Source organism: Carnobacterium jeotgali MS3 (assembly GCF_000745125.1).
GTDB classification, from domain to species: domain Bacteria; phylum Bacillota; class Bacilli; order Lactobacillales; family Carnobacteriaceae; genus Carnobacterium_B; species Carnobacterium_B jeotgali.
This window is the reverse complement of record NZ_JQNF01000007.1, coordinates 56,562-78,493: the sequence shown is the minus strand read 5'-3', so window position 1 is coordinate 78,493 and position 21,932 is coordinate 56,562. Positions and strand designations below refer to the sequence as shown.

Annotated in this window: 17 protein-coding genes, 12 tRNA genes and 3 rRNA genes; 24 read left to right on the top strand and 8 right to left on the bottom strand. The window is 38.8% G+C overall.

What is annotated here, in order from left to right:
- Nucleotides 1-85: 85 nt before the first annotated feature.
- The 4 genes from BP18_RS06480 to BP18_RS06465 form a co-directional block, all read right to left on the bottom strand.
- On the bottom strand, nt 86-709 hold the full coding sequence (locus BP18_RS06480) for an amino acid ABC transporter permease (protein ID WP_029277676.1): 624 nt from the start codon (nt 707-709) through the stop codon (nt 86-88).
- A gap of 43 nt (nt 710-752) precedes the next feature.
- On the bottom strand, nt 753-1,400 hold the full coding sequence (locus BP18_RS06475) for an amino acid ABC transporter permease (protein WP_029277678.1): 648 nt from the start codon (nt 1,398-1,400) through the stop codon (nt 753-755).
- Between the two features lie 73 nt (nt 1,401-1,473).
- Nucleotides 1,474-2,274, bottom strand: a complete 801-nt coding sequence (locus BP18_RS06470; protein WP_029277680.1) for a transporter substrate-binding domain-containing protein — start codon at nt 2,272-2,274, stop codon at nt 1,474-1,476.
- Between the two features lie 21 nt (nt 2,275-2,295).
- A complete protein-coding gene (locus BP18_RS06465) occupies nt 2,296-3,024 on the bottom strand; it encodes an amino acid ABC transporter ATP-binding protein (protein ID WP_007721260.1) in 729 nt (242 codons plus the stop codon).
- A gap of 653 nt (nt 3,025-3,677) precedes the next feature.
- Between BP18_RS06465 and BP18_RS06460 the strand changes: the two genes are divergently transcribed.
- The 4 genes from BP18_RS06460 to BP18_RS06445 are packed head-to-tail and all read left to right on the top strand — an operon-like array spanning nt 3,678 to nt 7,344.
- Nucleotides 3,678-5,069, top strand: a complete 1,392-nt coding sequence (locus BP18_RS06460) for a bifunctional metallophosphatase/5'-nucleotidase (protein ID WP_029277682.1) — start codon at nt 3,678-3,680, stop codon at nt 5,067-5,069.
- 26 nt (nt 5,070-5,095) lie between these two features.
- A complete protein-coding gene (locus BP18_RS06455; RefSeq protein WP_029277684.1) occupies nt 5,096-5,920 on the top strand; it encodes a YutD family protein in 825 nt (274 codons plus the stop codon).
- Between the two features lie 30 nt (nt 5,921-5,950).
- Complete coding sequence (locus BP18_RS06450; RefSeq protein WP_007721254.1) at nt 5,951-6,715, top strand: TIGR01457 family HAD-type hydrolase; 765 nt, start codon at nt 5,951-5,953, stop codon at nt 6,713-6,715.
- A 44-nt stretch (nt 6,716-6,759) separates the two neighbouring features.
- Entirely contained in the window at nt 6,760-7,344 is a 585-nt protein-coding gene (locus tag BP18_RS06445; protein WP_051669244.1) for a TIGR01906 family membrane protein, read from the top strand.
- A gap of 54 nt (nt 7,345-7,398) precedes the next feature.
- Here the strand turns inward: BP18_RS06445 and BP18_RS06440 are convergent, their stop codons facing one another.
- The 3 genes from BP18_RS06440 to BP18_RS06430 form a co-directional block, all read right to left on the bottom strand.
- Nucleotides 7,399-7,905 carry a phosphatidylglycerophosphatase A family protein gene (locus BP18_RS06440; RefSeq protein WP_007721250.1) on the bottom strand — a complete coding sequence of 169 codons (507 nt, stop codon included), beginning with the start codon at nt 7,903-7,905 and terminating at the stop codon, nt 7,399-7,401.
- A gap of 103 nt (nt 7,906-8,008) precedes the next feature.
- Entirely contained in the window at nt 8,009-8,998 is a 990-nt protein-coding gene (locus BP18_RS06435) for an NAD(P)/FAD-dependent oxidoreductase (RefSeq protein ID WP_407921355.1), read from the bottom strand.
- A gap of 156 nt (nt 8,999-9,154) precedes the next feature.
- Complete coding sequence (locus BP18_RS06430) at nt 9,155-9,658, bottom strand: divergent PAP2 family protein (RefSeq protein ID WP_007721246.1); 504 nt, start codon at nt 9,656-9,658, stop codon at nt 9,155-9,157.
- A gap of 210 nt (nt 9,659-9,868) precedes the next feature.
- Between BP18_RS06430 and BP18_RS06425 the strand changes: the two genes are divergently transcribed.
- Nucleotides 9,869-10,459, top strand: coding sequence for a peptidylprolyl isomerase (locus tag BP18_RS06425; protein WP_029277689.1), 591 nt, complete (start codon nt 9,869-9,871; stop codon nt 10,457-10,459).
- 90 nt (nt 10,460-10,549) lie between these two features.
- On the opposite strand, the gene BP18_RS06420 is transcribed toward BP18_RS06425, so the two are convergent.
- On the bottom strand, nt 10,550-11,731 hold the full coding sequence (locus tag BP18_RS06420) for a MalY/PatB family protein (protein ID WP_007725867.1): 1,182 nt from the start codon (nt 11,729-11,731) through the stop codon (nt 10,550-10,552).
- Between the two features lie 207 nt (nt 11,732-11,938).
- On the opposite strand from BP18_RS06420, the gene yugI reads away from it, so the two are divergent.
- The 19 genes from yugI (at nt 11,939) to BP18_RS06325 (ending at nt 21,916) form a co-directional block, all read left to right on the top strand.
- Nucleotides 11,939-12,319: a S1 domain-containing post-transcriptional regulator GSP13 gene (yugI, locus tag BP18_RS06415; protein WP_029277691.1), complete on the top strand. Its 381-nt coding sequence runs from the start codon at nt 11,939-11,941 to the stop codon at nt 12,317-12,319.
- Between the two features lie 65 nt (nt 12,320-12,384).
- Nucleotides 12,385-12,768, top strand: a complete 384-nt coding sequence (locus BP18_RS06410) for a hypothetical protein (RefSeq protein ID WP_035050501.1) — start codon at nt 12,385-12,387, stop codon at nt 12,766-12,768.
- Between the two features lie 132 nt (nt 12,769-12,900).
- Nucleotides 12,901-14,247: a glucose-6-phosphate isomerase gene (locus tag BP18_RS06405; RefSeq protein ID WP_029278146.1), complete on the top strand. Its 1,347-nt coding sequence runs from the start codon at nt 12,901-12,903 to the stop codon at nt 14,245-14,247.
- Between the two features lie 466 nt (nt 14,248-14,713).
- Complete coding sequence (locus BP18_RS06400) at nt 14,714-15,244, top strand: GNAT family N-acetyltransferase (RefSeq protein ID WP_007725860.1); 531 nt, start codon at nt 14,714-14,716, stop codon at nt 15,242-15,244.
- Between the two features lie 541 nt (nt 15,245-15,785).
- Nucleotides 15,786-17,347 (top strand): 16S ribosomal RNA (locus BP18_RS06395).
- 224 nt (nt 17,348-17,571) lie between these two features.
- A 23S ribosomal RNA gene (locus BP18_RS06390) occupies nt 17,572-20,492 on the top strand.
- A 91-nt stretch (nt 20,493-20,583) separates the two neighbouring features.
- Nucleotides 20,584-20,699 (top strand): 5S ribosomal RNA (rrf, locus tag BP18_RS06385).
- Together the 16S, 23S and 5S rRNA genes with 12 tRNA genes alongside form the textbook arrangement of a ribosomal RNA operon.
- 23 nt (nt 20,700-20,722) lie before the next feature.
- Nucleotides 20,723-20,798, top strand: a tRNA-Val gene (locus BP18_RS06380).
- Nucleotide 20,799: 1 nt separating this feature from the next.
- Nucleotides 20,800-20,872 (top strand) — tRNA-Lys (locus BP18_RS06375).
- Nucleotides 20,873-20,913: 41 nt separating this feature from the next.
- Nucleotides 20,914-20,998: transfer RNA gene (locus BP18_RS06370), tRNA-Leu, on the top strand.
- A 35-nt stretch (nt 20,999-21,033) separates the two neighbouring features.
- A tRNA-Thr gene (locus tag BP18_RS06365) sits at nt 21,034-21,106 on the top strand.
- 6 nt (nt 21,107-21,112) lie between these two features.
- A tRNA-Gly gene (locus tag BP18_RS06360) sits at nt 21,113-21,184 on the top strand.
- A gap of 49 nt (nt 21,185-21,233) precedes the next feature.
- A tRNA-Leu gene (locus BP18_RS06355) sits at nt 21,234-21,322 on the top strand.
- A gap of 3 nt (nt 21,323-21,325) precedes the next feature.
- Nucleotides 21,326-21,399 (top strand) — tRNA-Arg (locus tag BP18_RS06350).
- Nucleotides 21,400-21,433: 34 nt separating this feature from the next.
- Nucleotides 21,434-21,507: transfer RNA gene (locus BP18_RS06345), tRNA-Pro, on the top strand.
- A gap of 11 nt (nt 21,508-21,518) precedes the next feature.
- Nucleotides 21,519-21,591 (top strand) — tRNA-Ala (locus BP18_RS06340).
- 28 nt (nt 21,592-21,619) lie between these two features.
- Nucleotides 21,620-21,693 (top strand) — tRNA-Met (locus BP18_RS06335).
- Nucleotides 21,694-21,715: 22 nt separating this feature from the next.
- Nucleotides 21,716-21,789: transfer RNA gene (locus tag BP18_RS06330), tRNA-Ile, on the top strand.
- A gap of 37 nt (nt 21,790-21,826) precedes the next feature.
- Nucleotides 21,827-21,916, top strand: a tRNA-Ser gene (locus tag BP18_RS06325).
- Nucleotides 21,917-21,932 lie beyond the last annotated feature (16 nt).

The following is a 21,932-nucleotide window of genomic DNA, read 5'->3' as shown; positions in this document are numbered from 1 at the left end:
TATTCTATCGTAACTGAAAAGAAAACAAAAAAATAGCCGTTCACTAAAAATATTCTTAGTGAGCGGCTTTCTTTTATTCTGTTAGTTAAGCTAATTTTGTTTCAAAGCGTTTAGCAACTTTTGATAAAGCGTAACAAATAATAAAGTAGAAGAATGCTAAAGCAATAAACATTGGAATCACATAAGTGGTATTTTGCCCATAAATGATTCGAGCATTATGAGTTAACTCTGGTAAAGAGATAATGGTTGCCAATGAAGTATCTTTTATCAAAGAAATCAGTTGGCTGACGATTGGAGGAACCATAGCTTTAAAGGCTTGTGGAATAAGAATAAACCAAAGCGTTTGAAGGTACGACAATCCAGTAGAACGTCCAGCTTCCATTTGACCAGAAGGAACAGAGTTTAAGCCAGCACGAATGATTTCTGAAAGCATAGCAGATTCAAAAATAGTCAATGCAGCTACTGCTGACCAAAAGATGTCAAATCGGATACCAATCTGTGGTAAGGCGAAATAAGTAAAAAAGATAATTAACAGCAAAGGTAAATTTCGTATTAAATCAACAATAGCCCCGATGATTTTTGAAAAAACGGGAATTTTCATATACCGAAGCAAACCTAAAATGGCTCCAATAATGAAACTAAAGACGATTGAAAGTAAAGCGACTTCTACTGTTACGAGAAGTCCATCCAGTAAGAAGCGGATATTCATCCACGAAAAAGCTTCTATAATAGTCAAATAATTTCTCCTCCTTTTAAGATGTTACATTTAAGCGGCGTTCAATATAACTCATCAAGTAAGTCAAAGGTAATGTAATGATGAGGTAAATTAACCCGATTAAGATATACGTATCAAATGTATTAAACGTCTCACTGGCAATTAAATCGCCTTGGTACATTAAATCAAGCCCGGTAACCATTGCTAGAACGGAAGAGTTTTTAACTAAATTGATAAATTGGTTTCCAAGCGGTGGAATCACAATTTTAAAGGCTTGAGGCAATACAATATAACGCATGGTTTCATTTTGTGTTAGACCAGTTGAAAGTCCAGCTTCTGTTTGTCCTTTAGGCACGCCCATAATTCCAGCACGAACCGTTTCTGCAATAAAAGCAGAAGTGTAAATGGTTAATCCGATTGTACCAGCTGTAAAGCCATTAATAGAGAACCAGTATAACGGAACGACTACGTAAAAGAACATTACAATGATTAAAAGCGGAATATTTTTGAAGAACTCGACATAAGCATTTGCCAAACCGCTAATCCATTTGTTTTTAGCTAACTGTAAAATGGCCATCAAAGTACCAATGATTAAACTGAAAAATAAGGCAATAACACTTGAAAACAGTGTATTTATAAATCCATCAATTAATACGTCAGGATAGGTTGTTAAAATCGTTAGCATAGGTGCACCTCGCTTCTTTATTTCTTAGCAGTAAACTTGACTGCTTATAGGTGAAGTTGTAATAGTCTTGCTCTTACTCCATTTCAGGAATCCACTTAGCGTAGATTTCGTCGTATACGCCATTGGATTTGAGTTTATTTAAAGCTTCGTTAACTTTGATTAGAAAGTCATCTTGACCTTTATTAATAGCAATACCATAAGGTTCTTGAGTGAAATTTCCACCGGCTAATCGGTAGCCTGGGTTATCTGCAATAATTCCTAATAAAATGGCATTATCAGTCGTAACGGCATCACCTTGACCTGATTGTAAGGCAGTAAATGCTTCAGAATAATTCTCTAATTCCAGTACATTTGTATCAGGGGACAACTCGCGAATATTTTGTGCAGAAGTGGAGCCTTTAACCGCTAGAACTGTCGTATCAGCCGATAAATCCTCTAGACTCTGAATAGAACTATCATTTGGGACCAATAAAGCTTGCCCTGCATCAAAATAGATATCAGAAAAGTTGACTTGTTCTTTTCTTTCTTCAGTAATTGTCATAGTCGCAATAATAGCGTCAATATTTCCGTTTTTTAATAATGGAATCCGAGTTTTCGACGTTACTTCAACGAATTCTGCGTTAGCTTCGTCTCCAGTTATTTCTTCAGTGATAGCTTTCGCTATAGCGATATCAAAACCTCTAATCTCACCAGATTTGATATCATAGAGACCAAAAAGATTAGTATCTACTTTTACACCCCACGTAATGGTCGGGTTTTCTTCTATACGTTCGGTTATGTCTACTGTTGCTGCACTTTGAGAACCACAGGCAGCAAGAAAAAAGACCGGTAGGAGTAAGAGAAGAAAAAGTGATGGCTTGTTTGATTTTTTCATCTGTAAAGTCCTCCTATAAAATTAATGGTTAATAATCTTGCTTAAGAATTGTTTTGCTCGTTCATCTTTGGGATTTTCAAAGAACGAAACGGTTTCGCGGTCTTCAAGGACTTCTCCGTCTGCCATAAAAATAACCCGGTCAGCAACTTCACGTGCAAATCCCATTTCATGGGTAACAACAATCATTGTCATGCCTTCTTTAGCTAGTTTTTTCATGACATCTAGTACATCTTCAATTGTTTCAGGATCTAGGGCACTGGTTGGCTCATCAAACAGTAAAACGCTCGGATCCATAGCTAAGCCTCTAGCAATAGCGATACGCTGCTGTTGTCCACCTGATAAATTAGAAGGGAAAGCATCTTTCTTATCTAGCATGTTCACTTTTTCTAAAAATTTCTCAGCATTTTTCTGAGCTTCTTCTTTAGATTGTTTCAATACTTTCATCGGTGCCAACATAATATTTTCTAAAACGGTTTTATGCGGATAAAGATTAAAATGTTGAAATACCATTCCAACGTTTTTACGAATTTCGTTGATATTCGTATTTTTATCATGAATATTTTGGTCTTTGATCAATAGTTCTCCTTCAGAGATTTCTTCTAAACCATTGATACAACGTAGCATGGTACTTTTACCAGAACCAGAAGGACCGATTACTACCACCACTTTACCTTGTTCAAAGGTAAGGTTGATGTTTTTTAAAGCATGAAACTCACCATAGTACTTTTCAACATTTTTAAATTCAATCATTTAGACACACTCCTTGTTTTCTATGTTTAAGTTGGTAGATTAAGAACGATGAAAGGAGTAGACCTCTTACACGCTCTTTATATAGGAATAAAATTTTGAACAATAAAAAAAAGCTTAGAACAAATAAAGAATTTTCTAATACTTACAGTAGGTAGATAGAATATTCTATTTTTTGTAAAGCACCTGTTCTTATTTGAAAAGATTCAGTATTCTTTCTTTAGATAATTGAGTTAGATAGAATGGATGAACACACTATAAATTAGCCAATATCTAAAGATATCCAGTTGTAAAATGAAACAAATGACACTAGGGTTATGGAAATGGCAATGAATGATAGATGTCTTCATAATTATGAAGAATTTCTTTGGAAAAGTAAAGATAGATGACTTTACTTTCTTGATAAAATCAACGGATAGGAAGATAGCCAATCTTTTATGCGAAAGTTTTTAACATGTGGCAACTCGAAAATTTTATCATTAAAGAAGGTTCTTTGCAAATGAATTCGATTTTTTTCAAGTTGAATAAGAAATTGTCTGTGACTATTTGGAGTTAATTTGAATCAGTGAGTGTTTCTTCATCAATACACAAGATATTTTTTTTGAAGATTGGTATAATAAAAGTAGTCTAAATTTCTGAAATAAAGGATGAAGCAAATGGAACGTGTCCACATTTATCATACAAACGATATTCATTCTCACTTTGAAAATTGGCCGAGAATTTCTGCTTATTTGCGTGAAGAGTCTAAGCGATTGGAACAAGAAAATGAAACAGTATTTTTATTTGATATTGGAGACGCCTGTGATCGAGTCCATCCTTTTACGGAAGCTACTGATGGAAAAGCCAACATCCTCTTACTAAATGAAGTAGAGTATGATGCGGTTACGATTGGAAACAACGAAGGAATTGGAAGCTCAAAAAAACAATTGAACCATTTATACGATGAAGCCAATTTCCCTGTTGTAATTTCAAACTTATATGATGATAAGACAGGGTACCCACCAGAATGGGCAAAATTATTTCATATCGTTCAAACTAAAACGGGTCATAAAATCGGTCTATTTGGATTGACGGCTCCTTTTCCCACTAGTTATAAACCGATTGGGTGGAATGTGAAAAACCCAGATGAAGTGATAGGAGATATGCTAGAACTGTTGTCTCCTTTGGTCGATTCCATTATATTACTGTCTCATCTAGGAATTGGTGAAGATAAGCGCATAGCGGAGATGTATCCGATGATTTCGATTATTATCGGATCGCATACGCATCATTTATTACCAAATGGAGAAATAATAAGAAATACGCTGCTCGCTGCAGCTGGAAAGTATGGGCAATATGTTGGCCATATTGAATTAGAAATTGACGGAAATAAAATTAAAACAGCTAAGGCAACAGTTAAAGAAACGGCAACCATGCAAGCTCCTAAAAATGAAAGGTTAGTGATTGAAAGCTATGAGAAAAAAGGGCATCAATTGTTAATGGAACAGATTATCGCTACTGTTCCAGATACTTTTTCTGTGAGCTGGCAAGGCAGTTCAGAACTTGTTACGCTAGGATTAGAAGCTCTAAAAGAATACGCGCATACTGATGCAGCGATTTTAAACGCAGGTTTGTTTATGCAGCCGTTAATTGAAGGTACAGTTACGAAAGATGCACTGCACGAAATTTTGCCACATCCGATGCGGATCTTGAGGTGTACCTTAAATGGAGAAGATCTGATTCGTATGATTTATGAAATGGAAAAAAATCGCTTGTTTTTGAGAAATTTCCCAATCAAAGGAATTGGATTTAGAGGTCAAATTTTTGGCGAAATCTGTTACAATGGAGTAACTTATGATAAAATGACCGGTGAAGTCTGTTGGTTAGATAAACCAATAGAACCCGATAAGCAGTATACGTTTGCTACAGTAGATCATTTTATGTTTATTCCATTTTTTCCTACTATTGAAATCAAAGGGAAAAATGAAGTGTTATTTCCATATTTTATTAGAAATGTTTTAGAACTCTATCTGAAAAAGCATTATCCAGCAGATAAATCAACCGAATGAATAGAGAAAGAAAGCAGGTGAACGCAATGACAAGTGAGAACGAAATTACTAAAGAACAAAAAGAAGAAACAACTCAGCCTAGAAAAGCGGTCCAAGCAAAAAAAAGACCGGCTAAACCTAGACCGAAAAAACGAGTGAAAGAAACACATCCGTTTGTGGCTGAAACAGAAGAGAAGCGGGATACAGAAGGTTTGACAGCAAATGAAATCGACAAAGAAGTAGATGAATTAATTAAACCCATTGAAGAACCCATTGTTCAACGAATTGATGCTACGACAATCACTATTGAGGGTAAGAAATTTGAAATTGTCAAAGACTACCGAGAAGCATTCGATGCAGAGCGGCTGGGCGAACGCTACAGTGAAATCTTAAATAAATATGATTACATTGTTGCGGACTGGGGATTTGAACAACTGAGATTGAAAGGTTTTTACGATAACCGTAATCGTAAAGTGCCACAAGATCAACGCATTGCAAATTTACAGGATTATTTATATGAGTACTGTAACTTTGGATGTCCTTATTTTGTTTTGCAACGAATGGATGAAAAAAAAGAACGCACAGCAACTAGTAAACCCAAAAGACGCAGAACACAAAAAAGTAAAAGTCCTACAAATGATAAAGTAGTCAAAAAAGATCAATCAAAAAATACTGTTCCAAAACAAACCAATACTTTTAATACGAAAAAATCATCGGATAGAATGAGAGCGAAAAAAGAGTTTGTTAAAAAAGAAATTTCACCAATTGAAAAATCGATTGAAAAAACAGTTTCAAAAGAAACAGTAGAAACTGTAAAAGATGCTAAAGGGAAACGTCAATACAGCATCCGTCGTAAAGTAGTTCCGAAATAAACTAATGAGAATAAAGGTTGTGTCAGGTAAATGAAGTACAAAGGATATTTAATTGATTTAGACGGTACAATGTATCGAGGAAAAGAACCGATTCCAGCAGCTTCACGGTTCATAAAAAGACTGCAAGAAAATAAGATTCCCTATTTATTTGTTACCAATAATTCGTCTAAAACACAAAAAGAAGTAGCCGATAATTTGATTCAAAATTTTGGTGTTCAGACGTCTGAAAAAGAAGTGTACACTAGTTCACTTGCAACAGCCGATTATCTGACTTCATTAGGTGGCGGGAAAAAGGTCTATATTATAGGAGAAACAGGTATCAGAGATGCTTTGAGAAATGCAGGTTTCATTGAAGATGAAGAGAATCCAGATTATGTAGTTGTGGGAATCGACCGACAAGTTACCTATCAAGACTTTGAAACTGCTACCTTGGCTATTCATAAAGGCGCTCGCTTTATTGCAACCAATAAAGATACCAATTTGCCGAGTGATAAAGGAATGGTTCCTGGTGCAGGGTCATTAGTGGCATTATTGATAGCTGCTACTAGAGTTCAACCTACTTTTATCGGCAAACCGGAAGCTATCATCATGGAAGAAGCGATTAAAACGATTGGCTTAACAAAAGAAGAGGTCATTATGGTAGGCGATAATTATGAAACCGACATTTTAGCAGGAATTAACAATGATGTGGATACGCTGTTAGTATTGACCGGTTTTACATCTCTTAAAGATTTAGAACTTGTAGAAGAACAACCAACTTATCTATTGAACTCTTTGGATGAGTGGGTGTTCTAGTGAAAGAAAAAGTGCTCCATTTTATAGGCTTGAGTTGCCTGTTTTTGTTTATTTTATCGTTTTCGATTGCACTGACAATCAACTTAACTCCCTTATATAGTTTCGATATTGATTACTTAGGAATTTCTGAGAATGTAGGGTTGTCTAAAGCTACATTGATGGAGAATTATCGTGTGTTACTAAACTACCTTAATTTTCCATGGGTAGCTGAATTGAATTTTCCAAACTTCCCGAGTTCTGAAAGCGGCTTGTTTCACTTTTACGAAGTTAGACGTTTGTTTACTCTGGACTATGTCATAGCATTTGTTACTGCTATTGGATCATTTTTCTATATTCGTTACATCAAGAAAAATCAACTTTTTTGGAAATTGGTCCGCCCATTCCAAGTAGGGATTGGGGTTCCGTTTGTTGTATTGTTTATGATCGCTGTTAGTTTTGATCAATTATTTGTGGCCTTTCATAAATTGTTTTTTAATAATGATGCTTGGCTATTCAATCCGTCTACGGATCCCATTATTTTAGCATTGCCAGAAACGTTCTTTATGCATTGTTTTATTCTAGCGTTTGTATTGATTGAAATTCAAATCGTATTTGGCTACTTTTACACTAAAAAAAAGGCTTTTAATTAAAAAGAACGCACTGACAAAAAAATGTCAGTGCGTTCTTTTTTGATAACCATAAAATTATTTGGTAATGTCACTTTTTGATGGATGAGCGTGTGCTAGTCGACTAGCAGCGGCAGCAGCGATAGCGCCAACGATATCATCTAAGAAAGTGTGTACTTCATCATCGTCATGACTATTTAATTTGCCTAAAATACCTGGCTTGATTTTGTCAATATATCCGTAGTTTGTAAAACCAATTGAACCATAGACATTCACAATAGAAAGAGCCATGATTTCATCAATTCCATAAAGACCCTCATCATCAACAATAATATCAAGCAAAGGGTTCATTAATTGTTTGTTTTCTGCCAAGATATCCAATTGAATACCTGTAAGAATGGTATTTTGCACTTCTCTTTTTCTAATTACAGCTTTTACGTTTTCCAAACACAATTCAAGTGTTAAGTCATCAATATACGATTGTTGTAAAAACATGACTAGTTCGGCAATATCTTCTAACTGCACGCCACGTTGTTCTAATAATTCTAATGATTTTTGATGTAATTCATTGGTATCTTTTACCATTTGTATCCCTCCGTTTTAAGTATAGCTTCATTATACTAGAAAGTAGATTAAATGACTTCTAATAACCATTAACACGTAAACCGTTACGTCTGGCCAAACTGAATTAAAAAAGACTTGTACTGTGCATAGGTTGTACTCGTTCATCTGGATTAATGTAACTCATAGCATTATTGATTGCAGTCGGCGCTTCTCCAAATCCGGTAGCAATCAATTTGATTTTCCCTTCATAAGTACAGATATCACCGGCCGCATAAATACCAGGAACAGTCGTTTCCATTTTAGTATTTACGGGAATTTCATTTCGTTTAACCTCAAACCCCCAATTTTTCATTGGTCCAATGGAAGAGGTAAACCCGTAGTTAATTAAAAAATTGTCAATTTCAAGTTCTTTTTCACTTTCTCCTCTGACTTCTTTTAATTGGATAGATTTAATATGAGGGTGGTTTCCTTTGAGAGCAACTGGAATATAAGGAGTGATAACTTCAACACTCGATTGATTTAGCAAAGAAACACTGTGCTCCAATGCTCTGAATTTATTTCTTCTATGAATGAGGTACACTTTCTTAGCAATGGGTTCAAGAGCTAACGCCCAGTCTACGGCAGAATCACCACCGCCGCAAATGGCAACAGTTCGATTTTTGAATTGTTCAATGTTATTAACATAGTAATGCAGTGTTTTTCCTTCATAGTCATCCGCATGCTCTAACTCTAATCTGCGTGGTTGGAAAGCGCCATTTCCAGCTGTTATGATAATCGCTTTTGAATAATGGACGGCTTTTGTAGTTGTCAGTTCAAAGATGCCACTATCATTTTTAACGACATTAATCACTTCTTCTTCCAAACAAATCGTCGGATCAAAACGTGAGATTTGAACGGAAAGGTTATCAATCAATTCTTGTCCTTTAACGACAGGAAGCGCCGCTATATCATAAATATCTTTTTCAGGGTATAACATGCTTAATTGACCGCCTAATTGAGGCAAGCTTTCAATTATTTTAACTTTTGCATTTCGCATACCGCCATAAAAAGCAGCAAACATGCCAACAGGACCTCCACCGATAATCGTAATGTCAAAAATGTCTTTAGTAGTCAAAATTCAATTCCTCCCATGATACAAAATTTTTCATTTGAAATAATTTGCCGTCGTTCACCTTGGAAACACCTAACTTTAGATGCAAATAAAAATAGTCCTTTAAATGCTAGTCTCTTTCAAGACAGCTAAAAGGACTAATAAACGCGGCATTGAAAATTAAAGCAGTGAAAAGTGAGTCAATACAGCTTTTGTTACAAAAGCGATTAGAATACCCGTAAGAATACCAAAAAAAACTTCAATGGGCTTATGACCAAGGTATTCTTTTAAATGCCGTTCTTTTTGTCCGTCAACAAGAGCTGCGGATTCATGAGAAAGCTTGACCACTTTTTTACGTAATAGCTGAAAATCAATGATTAATTGATTCAATAAAATACCTTGTTCGCCACTTTGTCTGCGTACACCCATAGAATCAAACATAACGATAACGCCAAAAGTACTTGCGATAGCTACAAAAGGAGAAGCAACACCATATTGTAAAGCTAAAGCAGTAATAAGGGCAGATACAGCAGCCGAATGTGAGCTAGGCATTCCACCCGTTGAAGTAGCCAATGCCCAAGTTGTTTTTCTTTGGAGTAGAAAGGCTACTGGGATTTTAATGAATTGTGCAAATATAATAGCTGTAAAAGCCGCTATAAGCGGAAAGTTTGTTAAAATAAGCATCGTGTACCATCCTTTTAAAAAAATACTATTCTTTTTCTATCATACCATGAAACGAACTTTTCTTTGATAAAAAAGTGTTTGGAAAAGTTAAAAAAGAAGAGCTAAGCCATTGTTTTTTAATTCCCTTGATAAAAACGACTAAAAAAAATAGCAATACAAGTAAGAATTCGGTATGATAGAGAAGTAAATATAAAATAGGAGGACGATAAAATGTCTGAATTTCCACAATTATCTAACGAAGTAGCAAGCAACGAAACGGTTGCTACCATTAAAACGACTATGGGAGATTTAAAAATTAAATTGTTCCCTGAAGTGGCACCTAAAACTGTAGAAAACTTTGTTAAGTTAGCAGAAAGCGGCTACTACAATGGCATCATTTTCCACCGTGTTATTCCTGATTTCATGATTCAAGGTGGAGACCCAACCGGAACAGGTATGGGCGGAGAAAGTATTTGGGGAAATTCTTTTGAAGATGAATTCTCAGATAAAGCATTTAACCTTAAAGGTGCTCTTTCAATGGCTAATGCTGGTCCAAATACAAATGGAAGCCAATTCTTTATCGTATCAGCTTCTCAAACACCGGCAAATATGATCAGTCAACTTGAAGCTGCTGGATATGCTTCTGAAGTTGTTGAAGCATACAAAACAAACGGTGGAACACCTTGGTTAGACAACCGTCATACTGTATTTGGTCATGTGATTGAAGGAATGGACGTTGTAGAAAGCATCCAAAATGTTAAACGCGGACCTCAAGACAAACCTGTAAACGATATTGTTATTGAAAGTATCGTCTTAGGTTAATAAAAAAGAATAAGCTAGAACAAATGTCGTTAGCTTATTAATAAAAAATGATGATTGAGTTCTCTCAGTCATCATTTTTTTATTGGGTAATTAGCCAACCGGATTGTCAAAAGCATATTTTATGCGTTTTAAACTTTCTATAACCATTGCATGAGGAGCAGCGAAATTTAAACGCATAAACTGATTTCCGGCAGGACCATAATCAGAACCGGCATTTAAACCGATTTTACCAACTTGTGCAAAATGATTGGTCAGTTGATCAACAGGAAGGTCTAGAGACGAGCAATCGAACCAGAACAGATAAGTTCCTTGTGGTTTCATATAAGGAACATCAGGCAATTCAGTATCAAAAAAAGCACAAATGGTTTCTAAATTAACGTTTAAATAAGCTAAAAGTTCTTCTAACCAAGGTCCGCCTGACGCAAAAGCAGCTTCCGTAGCAGCATAGCCAAATGTATTGATGCTGTTTTGTTCGGTCTTTGCTTGTGCTTGTATCAATGCATTTCGCAAAGTTTCGTTCTGTACGAAAATCATAGAGTTTTTAATGCCTGCTAAATTAAATGTTTTGGTAGCTGCAGTGAGAGTGATGACGAATTCTTTGTACTGTTCATTGATGCTCGCAACGGAAACAAAGTCTTCAGGCTGATAGACTAAATCGCCATGTATTTCATCGCTACATAAAAGGACCTGATATTTTTGGCAAAGATTGGCTAACTGGCTGAGTTCTTGCTTTGTCCAAACGCGCCCGCCAGGATTTTGCGGGTTACTTAATAGAACTAATTTTACTCTTTCTTGTTTGAATTGCTGTTCCATAATGGTAAAATCCATTTTAAATAAACCCTCTTCAATAGTTAAAGGAGACCGAATTACTCGTCGGTTATTTAGGGTTACCATTTGCTCGAAAGGTGTGTAGACGGGGTCATGAATAAGCACTGCATCTTGTTCTTTTGTGAACGTTTGGATCAATAAAGCGATACTTGGAACAACTCCAGGGGAAAATAAAATATCATGAGCGGTTAATTGCAAATGATGGCGATCTTTTTGCCAGTCTATAATGGCCTGGTAAAGTGAGTCAGGAGGATAAGCGTAACCTAAAATACGGTGGTCCACTAATTTTTTTAGCACATCTAAAATTATCGGTGCGTTGGCAAAGTCCATATCAGCTACCCACATAGGTAGAATATCGCCTTCACCAAATAATTTTTTTGAATAACCCCATTTAATGCTATTTTGTCCATTTCGATCAATGAGTTCATCAAAATTTAGGTTCATATACCAATTCCTCCAGTCAAAAGATAGTCATAATCGTTTCATTAATTATACTAGTAAACAGTATAGATATCTAATTCTCGCTAATGATGATAAAAAAATTGAAGTAACGTTAAAATGAAAACGTATTCCGAATATGTTTCATTGTTATTTGTGCTAAAATAAAACTAACACAAAAATACTTAAGAAATGGGTAAGCGAGGAGATAGTATGAATTATAAAATTGGCATGGTCATTAAAGGCAAAATTACTGGAATTCAACCTTATGGTGCTTTTGTTTCTCTTGATGAAGAAACACAAGGGCTTATCCATATCTCAGAATGCAAGCATGGTTTTGTTAAAGACTTAAGTGAAGTACTAGCAGTGGGAAATGAAATTGAAGTGATGGTACTAGATATTGATGAATACACAAAAAAAATCAGCTTATCACTAAGAGCATTAGAAGAAAGTGCAACATTTCAATATCACCCTAAGAAGAGACGACAGCATCATGAAAAAGTCGGAAAGTTAGGCTTTAGTACAATAAAAGAGGCAATCCCCAAATGGATCGAAGAAGCAAAAGAAGATGAAAAAAATAGAATGATGTTTTAAAAAAGAAAATTAACCTACTATACACAAAACAAATGCGCTTAAAACTATACCAGAGGTGTAAACTAATGACAGAAAAAAGATTGGTAGCTGGGACGATAATGGCAAAAGGACCAGAGGGAAAATATGTTTTTTTGGTAAAAAAAGAAACTGAAATGGATTTTTTCACTACCACTGAAATCAATGACACTAAAACAGGTTTAGCAAGTATAATAGATAAATTAAAAACAATCTTACCAATCGAAGCATCTGATTTAAAACTATATGAACTGACAAATGCAGTAGTGAGTGATAACCGGATCCCGTTATTTGTTTTTGAATTTCTAGATGTTGAAGTTGATCATAGACTGCTAACTGAAAACAATGATAATTCTTTATCTTGGCTGCATTCTGATGAATTAACAAAAACGTTAGAAAAATGGGAAATTTCAGGGGTACCACAATTTAAATAAAATCTTTCTTTAACGGCATTTCTTGAATAAGAAATGCCGTTTTTGCTTGCTTTTTTCTATTAAAACAACTAAAGTTAACTAGTATGAAGATAGCTTTTTTATTCTTTAAAACAATTAATTGGAGGGGTTTACGTGGGTCATATTAAATTTGATTATTCAAATGTTGAGAAATTTGTACAACCACATGAAATTACGAACTTACAACAACAGGTCACAACTGCTGATGAAATGTTACGTAAAGGGACTGGAGCAGGTAATGAATACCTAGGTTGGATCGATTTACCAACAAATTATGATAAAGAAGAATTTGCTCGTATCAAAGAAGCAGCTAAGAAAATCCAAAACGATTCAGAAGTTCTTGTTGTTATTGGAATTGGAGGATCTTATTTAGGTTCAAAAGCTGCAATTGATTTCTTAAATCATTCTTTTGTTAATTTACTTGATAAAGAAACTCGTAAAGCTCCACAAGTTCTTTTTGCTGGAAATAGCATTAGTTCAAGTTATTTGTATAATTTGATTGAAGCAATCGGAGACCGTGATTTCTCAGTAAATATTATTTCTAAATCTGGTACAACAACTGAACCGGCTATTGCGTTTAGAGTATTTAAAGAATTATTAGAAAAGAAATATGGTGCGGAAGAAGCTAAATCACGTATTTATGCTACTACAGATAAAGAACGCGGAGCTTTAAAACAAGAAGCAAATGCACAAGGCTATGAATCATTCATCATTCCTGATGATGTTGGCGGACGTTTCTCTGTATTGACAGCAGTAGGTTTATTGCCGATTGCAGCAAGTGGAGCAGACATTGATCAATTGATGAAAGGTGCAGCAGATGCATCAGTTGCATTTTCAAGTGATAAAATCGAAGAAAATGCTGCTTATCAATATGCAGTATTACGTAATGTTTTCTATCGTAAAGGAAAAACAACGGAAATTTTAGTAAACTACGAACCGTCATTGCAATACTTCTCTGAATGGTGGAAACAATTAGCTGGAGAATCAGAAGGAAAAGACCAAAAAGGGATCTACCCTTCAAGTGTAAACTTCTCAACTGACCTTCACTCAATGGGACAATACATCCAAGAAGGACAACGTAACATCTTTGAAACGGTTATTAAAGTAGATAAACCAAAATTTGATATTGCTATTCCTTCTACTGAAGAAGATCTAGATGGCTTAGGTTATTTAGAAGGAAAAGGTATCGACTACGTAAATACGAAAGCATTCCAAGGAACTTTATTGGCTCATACTGATGGAGATGTACCTAACCTAATCGTAACAATTCCTCAACAAGATGCTTACACATTAGGTTACATGATGTACTTCTTCGAAATCGCAATCGGTGTATCTGGTTACTTAAATGGTGTTAACCCATTTGACCAACCAGGTGTTGAAGCTTACAAGAAAAATATGTTCGCTTTACTAGGAAAACCAGGATTTGAAGAATTAGCTAAAGAATTAAACGCACGTCTATAATCAATCGAGAATAAAGTAACAACTATAAAAAAACATCTTAGACACTTTTGTCTAGGATGTTTTTTTATAGTTAGGCTTAAATAATAAGAAGCTAATTGTTAAATCTTTGTCGCTGGATTAGCAGTTAGAGATTGGAGTCTAATAGTAAAATTCTAAAAGAGAATCAAGGTAGGAGTTAAAATAACAGTGTTAAAGCAAAAATCAGTTAAAATACAACTAAAAAAGGATCGATAATCCTGACATTAGTGATGCTTCTAAAGAGTAAATCTCTAATGAAGATTAAATATTCCGAAATACAAAGTTTATAATCTTTTTAGCCAATTTATACTAAATCATAATAAACTTCAGGTTTTAGGTGTCAATTAGTATTGAATGATAAACAACTTTTGTAGTAAAGTATGCTAATAACTAAAAATTGTCTTCTATTATGGTATTCAACTATCTATATAGAAGAAAGGAGTAAAACATGAGTGATATTTTTGCGCTTCACCAAGCAAAACCTAAAGATGTTAAAATGATTGATGCATTACTTAGAGAAACGGCACTATGGTTAAAAGCTAAAGGTTCGCTACAATGGAATGGAATATTAGATGGTAAAGATAATCATGATACAGCAAGTGCAATTGATAGAGGAGAAGTATTCTATGGAACACTGAATAATGAATTAGCTGGGATGTTTATATTATGGGACAATCAAAGTGAGTGGGATACTGCTTTATGGGGAGAAAATACAAGTGGTGACTTTTACTATCTTCATCGTTTAAATATAAAAAGAGATAAAGCTGGAAAAGGAATTTCACATTTGATGATCAATGCAGCAAAAGAGTACGCTGAAAGCGAACATAAAAAGGGTATCCGGTTAGATTGCATTGCCAGTAATGTTTTTTTAAACCAGTTATATCTTAAAGAGAAATTTGAATTCATCAAGTGTAAAGAAGATTTTAACGCTGGAGAACAAATAAGTGACTTTAATTTGTATCAATATAACTTAAACTGAATTTTCGAAAAACGAACGATTATATAAAATGTATTTTTATAGATCGTTCATTTTGTTTGTTTCATTTAGAAGTAATACAGATTAAAATGCAACAAAATGATAAATTATACGCTTTTGAAAAAAAAGTAAAAAAAACAATATCTTTTTATTGACCAGTCGTAAAAAACTTGTTATAGTAATTGATGTCGCTAAGAGAAATAAGTGATAGACCTAATAGTTGTCGAAAAATTATTGTAAAAATAATGTTGACAAAGCGTAATAAAATATGTTAATCTATTTAAGTCCTCATGAGTTACACGAGCTGACAAATGGATAAATATTCAATTAAAAAAATATTTATCAAAAACTTGTTGACAAGTTAAAAACCAACTGCTATAATTTAGAAGTTGTCAAGAACTGACACAGCAAGCTTTAGACCTTTGAAAACTAAACAAAGTAAGACGAACCAAATGTGAGGGTGACTCAGCAGTGCTGAGTCAACAGTAACAAAATAGTGAATAATTATTCGCTAGCAATTCAATAATGAGCTTCAAGCATCATTTTATATGAGAGTTTGATCCTGGCTCAGGACGAACGCTGGCGGCATGCCTAATACATGCAAGTCGAACGCTTTAACTTCACCGGGTGCTTGCACCCATAGAAGTTAAGGAGTGGCGGACGGGTGAGTAACACGTGGGTAACCTGCCCATAAGAGGGGGATAACATTCGGAAACGGATGCTAATACCGCATATTTCTAATCGTCTCCTGACGAATGGAAGAAAGGTGGCTTCGGCTACCGCTTATGGATGGACCCGCGGCGTATTAGCTAGTTGGTGAGGTAATGGCTCACCAAGGCGATGATACGTAGCCGACCTGAGAGGGTGATCGGCCACACTGGGACTGAGACACGGCCCAGACTCCTACGGGAGGCAGCAGTAGGGAATCTTCCGCAATGGACGAAAGTCTGACGGAGCAATGCCGCGTGAGTGAAGAAGGTTTTCGGATCGTAAAACTCTGTTGTTAGAGAAGAACAAGGATGAGAGTAACTGCTCATCCCCTGACGGTATCTAACCAGAAAGCCACGGCTAACTACGTGCCAGCAGCCGCGGTAATACGTAGGTGGCAAGCGTTGTCCGGATTTATTGGGCGTAAAGCGAGCGCAGGCGGTTCTTTAAGTCTGATGTGAAAGCCCCCGGCTCAACCGGGGAGGGTCATTGGAAACTGGAGAACTTGAGTGCAGAAGAGGAGAGTGGAATTCCACGTGTAGCGGTGAAATGCGTAGATATGTGGAGGAACACCAGTGGCGAAGGCGACTCTCTGGTCTGTAACTGACGCTGAGGCTCGAAAGCGTGGGGAGCAAACAGGATTAGATACCCTGGTAGTCCACGCCGTAAACGATGAGTGCTAAGTGTTGGAGGGTTTCCGCCCTTCAGTGCTGCAGCTAACGCATTAAGCACTCCGCCTGGGGAGTACGACCGCAAGGTTGAAACTCAAAGGAATTGACGGGGACCCGCACAAGCGGTGGAGCATGTGGTTTAATTCGAAGCAACGCGAAGAACCTTACCAGGTCTTGACATCCTTTGACAATCCTAGAGATAGGACTTTCCCTTCGGGGACAAAGTGACAGGTGGTGCATGGTTGTCGTCAGCTCGTGTCGTGAGATGTTGGGTTAAGTCCCGCAACGAGCGCAACCCCTATTATTAGTTGCCAGCATTCAGTTGGGCACTCTAGTGAGACTGCCGGTGATAAACCGGAGGAAGGTGGGGATGACGTCAAATCATCATGCCCCTTATGACCTGGGCTACACACGTGCTACAATGGATGGTACAACGAGTCGCAAGGTCGCGAGGCCAAGCTAATCTCTTAAAGCCATTCTCAGTTCGGATTGCAGGCTGCAACTCGCCTGCATGAAGCCGGAATCGCTAGTAATCGCGGATCAGCACGCCGCGGTGAATACGTTCCCGGGTCTTGTACACACCGCCCGTCACACCACGAGAGTTTGTAACACCCGAAGTCGGTGAGGTAACCCTTTTGGGAGCCAGCCGCCTAAGGTGGGACAGATAATTGGGGTGAAGTCGTAACAAGGTAGCCGTATCGGAAGGTGCGGCTGGATCACCTCCTTTCTAAGGAAACTAACGGAAACCCACACATTCGTACTTACTTTGTTTAGTTTTGAGAGGTCTAATCTTCTCAATCTTTTAAATCGTAACACCTTGTTCTTTGAAAACTGGATAAAGTTAAAAATTGTAATTCAAGTAAGAAACCAGAAACACACCGAAAATTTTTAAAAGTAAGTTTTTAAGGTTCTCATCGAAAGATGAGTATTGAAAATTAACGATTAACCATAGGTTAAGTTAATAAGGGCGCACGGTGAATGCCTTGGCACTAGGAGCCGATGAAGGACGGGACTAACGCCGATATGCTTTGGGGAGCTGTAAGTGAGCTTTGATCCAAAGATTTCCGAATGGGGGAACCCAGCATCTTTTATAGGATGTTACTGCTGACTGAATACATAGGTCAGTAGAGGTAGACGCAGAGAACTGAAACATCTAAGTACCTGCAGGAAGAGAAAGAAAAATCGATTCCCTGAGTAGCGGCGAGCGAAACGGGAATAGCCCAAACCAGAAAGCTTGCTTTCTGGGGTTGTAGGACTGAACACATAGAGTCATAAATGATTTTGGTAGGAGAAGCGACCTGGAAAGGTCTGCCGAAGAAGGTAAAAGCCCTGTATCCGAAACCAAATTCACTCTGATCAGTATCCTGAGTACGGCGGAACACGAGAAATTCCGTCGGAATCCGGGAGGACCATCTCCCAAGGCTAAATACTCCCTAGTGACCGATAGTGAACCAGTACCGTGAGGGAAAGGTGAAAAGAACCTCGGAAGAGGAGTGAAATAGCCCCTGAAACCGTGTGCCTACAAATAGTTAAAGCCCGTTAATGGGTGATAGCGTGCCTTTTGTAGAATGAACCGGCGAGTTACGATCCCATGCGAGGTTAAGTTGATGAGACGGAGCCGCAGCGAAAGCGAGTCTGAATAGGGCGAATGAGTATGTGGTCGTAGACCCGAAACCAAGTGATCTACCCATGTCCAGGTTGAAGGTGCGGTAATACGCACTGGAGGACCGAACCCACGTATGTTGAAAAATGCGGGGATGAGGTGTGGGTAGCGGAGAAATTCCAATCGAACTTGGAGATAGCTGGTTCTCTCCGAAATAGCTTTAGGGCTAGCCTCGGAATTAGAATCATGGAGGTAGAGCAACTGTTTGGACTAGGGGCCCTTCTCGGGTTACCGAATTCAGATAAACTCCGAATGCCATTGATTTATATCCGGGAGTCAGACTGCGAGTGATAAGATCCGTAGTCGAAAGGGAAACAGCCCAGACCACCAGCTAAGGTCCCAAAGTTTATGTTAAGTGGAAAAGGATGTGGAGTTGCTTAGACAACTAGGATGTTGGCTCAGAAGCAGCCATCATTTAAAGAGTGCGTAATAGCTCACTAGTCGAGTGACCCTGCGCCGAAAATTTACCGGGGCTAAACATAACACCGAAGCTGTGGATAGAACCATTGGTTCTATGGTAGGAGAGCGTTCTAAGGGCGTTGAAGCTAGATCGTGAGGACTAGTGGAGCGCTTAGAAGTGAGAATGCCGGTATGAGTAGCGAAAGACGGGTGAGAATCCCGTCCACCGAATGACTAAGGTTTCCTGGGGAAGGCTCGTCCTCCCAGGGTTAGTCGGGACCTAAGTCGAGGCCGAATGGCGTAGACGATGGACAACAGGTTGAGATTCCTGTACCAGTTTGTTTTGTTTGAACAATGGAGGGACACAGTAGGCTAAGGAATACGCGCTGTTGGATATGCGCGTCCAAGCAACAAGTTTTGAAGTGAGTCAAATGCTTGCTTCTTTAAGAACAAGTTGTGATGGGGAGGGAAATTAAGTACCGAAGTTCCCGATGTCACACTGTCAAGAAAAGCTTCTAGTTAGAAACAAACTGCCCGTACCGCAAACCGACACAGGTAGTCGAGGAGAGAATCCTAAGGTGTGCGAGAGAACTCTCGTTAAGGAACTCGGCAAAATGACCCCGTAACTTCGGGAGAAGGGGTGCTGACCAATTGGTCAGCCGCAGTGAATAGGCCCAGGCGACTGTTTATCAAAAACACAGGTCTCTGCAAAATCGTAAGATGACGTATAGGGGCTGACGCCTGCCCGGTGCTGGAAGGTTAAGAGGATGGGTTAGCTCTCGGGCGAAGCTCAGAATTGAAGCCCCAGTAAACGGCGGCCGTAACTATAACGGTCCTAAGGTAGCGAAATTCCTTGTCGGGTAAGTTCCGACCCGCACGAAAGGCGTAACGATCTGGGCACTGTCTCAACGAGAGACTCGGTGAAATTATAGTACCTGTGAAGATGCAGGTTACCCGCGACAGGACGGAAAGACCCCATGGAGCTTTACTGCAGTTTGATATTGAGTGTTTGTACAGCTTGTACAGGATAGGTAGGAGCCAATGAAGCCAGGACGCCAGTCTTGGTGGAGGCGTTGGTGGGATACTACCCTTGCTGTATGACCACTCTAACCCACAGCCCTTATCGGGCTGGGAGACAGTGTCTGACGGGCAGTTTGACTGGGGCGGTCGCCTCCTAAAGTGTAACGGAGGCGCCCAAAGGTTCCCTCAGAATGGTTGGAAATCATTCGCAGAGTGTAAAGGCATAAGGGAGCTTGACTGCGAGACCTACAAGTCGAGCAGGGACGAAAGTCGGGCTTAGTGATCCGGTGGTTCCGCATGGAAGGGCCATCGCTCAACGGATAAAAGCTACCCTGGGGATAACAGGCTTATCTCCCCCAAGAGTCCACATCGACGGGGAGGTTTGGCACCTCGATGTCGGCTCATCGCATCCTGGGGCTGTAGTCGGTCCCAAGGGTTGGGCTGTTCGCCCATTAAAGCGGTACGCGAGCTGGGTTCAGAACGTCGTGAGACAGTTCGGTCCCTATCCGTCGCGGGCGTAGGAAATTTGAGAGGAGCTGTCCTTAGTACGAGAGGACCGGGATGGACACACCTCTGGTGTACCAGTTGTTCTGCCAAGGGCATTGCTGGGTAGCTATGTGTGGACGGGATAAACGCTGAAAGCATCTAAGCGTGAAGCCCCCCTCAAGATGAGATTTCCCATCACGTAAGTGAGTAAGACCCCTGAGAGATGATCAGGTAGATAGGTTGGAAGTGGAAGTCTAGCGATAGATGGAGCGGACCAATACTAATCGGTCGAGGACTTAACCAAATTTTTTAAACGGTGTAAGATGGTTTCAGAACGAAAAATGATTTTTAACTTATCCAGTTTTGAGAGAACAACGTTCTCTTGATTGAAATTGTGTGGTGATGATGGCAAGAAGGTCACACCTGTTCCCATGCCGAACACAGAAGTTAAGCTTCTTAGCGCCGATGGTAGTGAAGGGTTTCCCTTTGTGAGAGTAGGACGTTGCCACGCACATTCAATTATTTTTCTCATATGGAGGTTTAGCTCAGCTGGGAGAGCATCTGCCTTACAAGCAGAGGGTCGGCGGTTCGATCCCGTCAACCTCCACCATGAGTCATTAGCTCAGTTGGTAGAGCATCTGACTTTTAATCAGAGGGTCGCAGGTTCGAATCCTGCATGACTCATAACTAATCATTCAACCATGTTTAGTTATGCCATACTTTTTGCGGGTGTGGCGGAATTGGCAGACGCACTAGATTTAGGATCTAGCGTTGAAAGACGTGGGGGTTCAAGTCCCTTCACCCGCACCATTTTTTATTTGAATGATTAGTGAAGTACCACTTTAGCCGGCTTAGCTCAGTTGGTAGAGCATCTGATTTGTAATCAGAGGGTCGAGGGTTCAACTCCTTTAGCCGGCATTTTTTGCGAAAGTAGTTCAGTGGTAGAACATCACCTTGCCAAGGTGGGGGTCGCGGGTTCGAATCCCGTCTTTCGCTTACTAGGTTGACTAGTAAGCTCATTCGCAAGAATGAAAACTGTTCTAAAGCCGGGGTGGCGGAACAGGTAGACGCACAGGACTTAAAATCCTGCGGTGAGTGATCACCGTGCCGGTTCGATTCCGGCCCTCGGCACCATTTGCACCCATAGCTCAATTGGATAGAGTACTTGACTACGAATCAAGGGGTTAGAGGTTCAAGTCCTCTTGGGTGCATTTCTTTTGAAAGAAAGAATAAAACCTTATTTAACGGGAAGTAGCTCAGCTTGGTAGAGCACTTGGTTTGGGACCAAGGGGTCGCAGGTTCGAATCCTGTCTTCCCGATTTAAAAATTAGGGGCCTTAGCTCAGCTGGGAGAGCGCCTGCCTTGCACGCAGGAGGTCAGCGGTTCGATCCCGCTAGGCTCCACTTTTTTTAAAATTATTACTTTTATTATGGCGGTGTAGCTCAGCTGGCTAGAGCGTCCGGTTCATACCCGGGAGGTCGGGGGTTCGATCCCCTTCGCCGCTATTATTATTATTTAAAAGATCTTGGACCTTTAGCTCAGTTGGTTAGAGCAGACGGCTCATAACCGTCCGGTCGTAGGTTCGAGTCCTACAAGGTCCATTAATCAGTTAAGATTAAAGTACCCTTGTATCATAATGGAGGATTACCCAAGTCCGGCTGAAGGGAACGGTCTTGAAAACCGTCAGGTGTGTAAAAGCACGCAAGAGTTCGAATCTCTTATCCTCCTTTTTTTTAAAGCTTCA

What these genes read in the sequence shown, in the direction of transcription:
- BP18_RS06480 (WP_029277676.1), bottom strand. Translation starts at nt 709, where the DNA reads ATGAATATCCGCTTCTTACTGGATGGACTTCTCGTAACAGTAGAAGTC.
- BP18_RS06475 (WP_029277678.1), bottom strand. Translation starts at nt 1,400, where the DNA reads ATGCTAACGATTTTAACAACCTATCCTGACGTATTAATTGATGGATTT.
- BP18_RS06470 (WP_029277680.1), bottom strand. Translation starts at nt 2,274, where the DNA reads ATGAAAAAATCAAACAAGCCATCACTTTTTCTTCTCTTACTCCTACCG.
- BP18_RS06465 (WP_007721260.1), bottom strand. Translation starts at nt 3,024, where the DNA reads ATGATTGAATTTAAAAATGTTGAAAAGTACTATGGTGAGTTTCATGCT.
- BP18_RS06460 (WP_029277682.1), top strand. Translation starts at nt 3,678, where the DNA reads ATGGAACGTGTCCACATTTATCATACAAACGATATTCATTCTCACTTT.
- BP18_RS06455 (WP_029277684.1), top strand. Translation starts at nt 5,096, where the DNA reads ATGACAAGTGAGAACGAAATTACTAAAGAACAAAAAGAAGAAACAACT.
- BP18_RS06450 (WP_007721254.1), top strand. Translation starts at nt 5,951, where the DNA reads ATGAAGTACAAAGGATATTTAATTGATTTAGACGGTACAATGTATCGA.
- BP18_RS06440 (WP_007721250.1), bottom strand. Translation starts at nt 7,905, where the DNA reads ATGGTAAAAGATACCAATGAATTACATCAAAAATCATTAGAATTATTA.
- BP18_RS06430 (WP_007721246.1), bottom strand. Translation starts at nt 9,658, where the DNA reads ATGCTTATTTTAACAAACTTTCCGCTTATAGCGGCTTTTACAGCTATT.
- BP18_RS06425 (WP_029277689.1), top strand. Translation starts at nt 9,869, where the DNA reads ATGTCTGAATTTCCACAATTATCTAACGAAGTAGCAAGCAACGAAACG.
- BP18_RS06420 (WP_007725867.1), bottom strand. Translation starts at nt 11,731, where the DNA reads ATGAACCTAAATTTTGATGAACTCATTGATCGAAATGGACAAAATAGC.
- yugI (WP_029277691.1), top strand. Translation starts at nt 11,939, where the DNA reads ATGAATTATAAAATTGGCATGGTCATTAAAGGCAAAATTACTGGAATT.
- BP18_RS06410 (WP_035050501.1), top strand. Translation starts at nt 12,385, where the DNA reads ATGACAGAAAAAAGATTGGTAGCTGGGACGATAATGGCAAAAGGACCA.
- BP18_RS06400 (WP_007725860.1), top strand. Translation starts at nt 14,714, where the DNA reads ATGAGTGATATTTTTGCGCTTCACCAAGCAAAACCTAAAGATGTTAAA.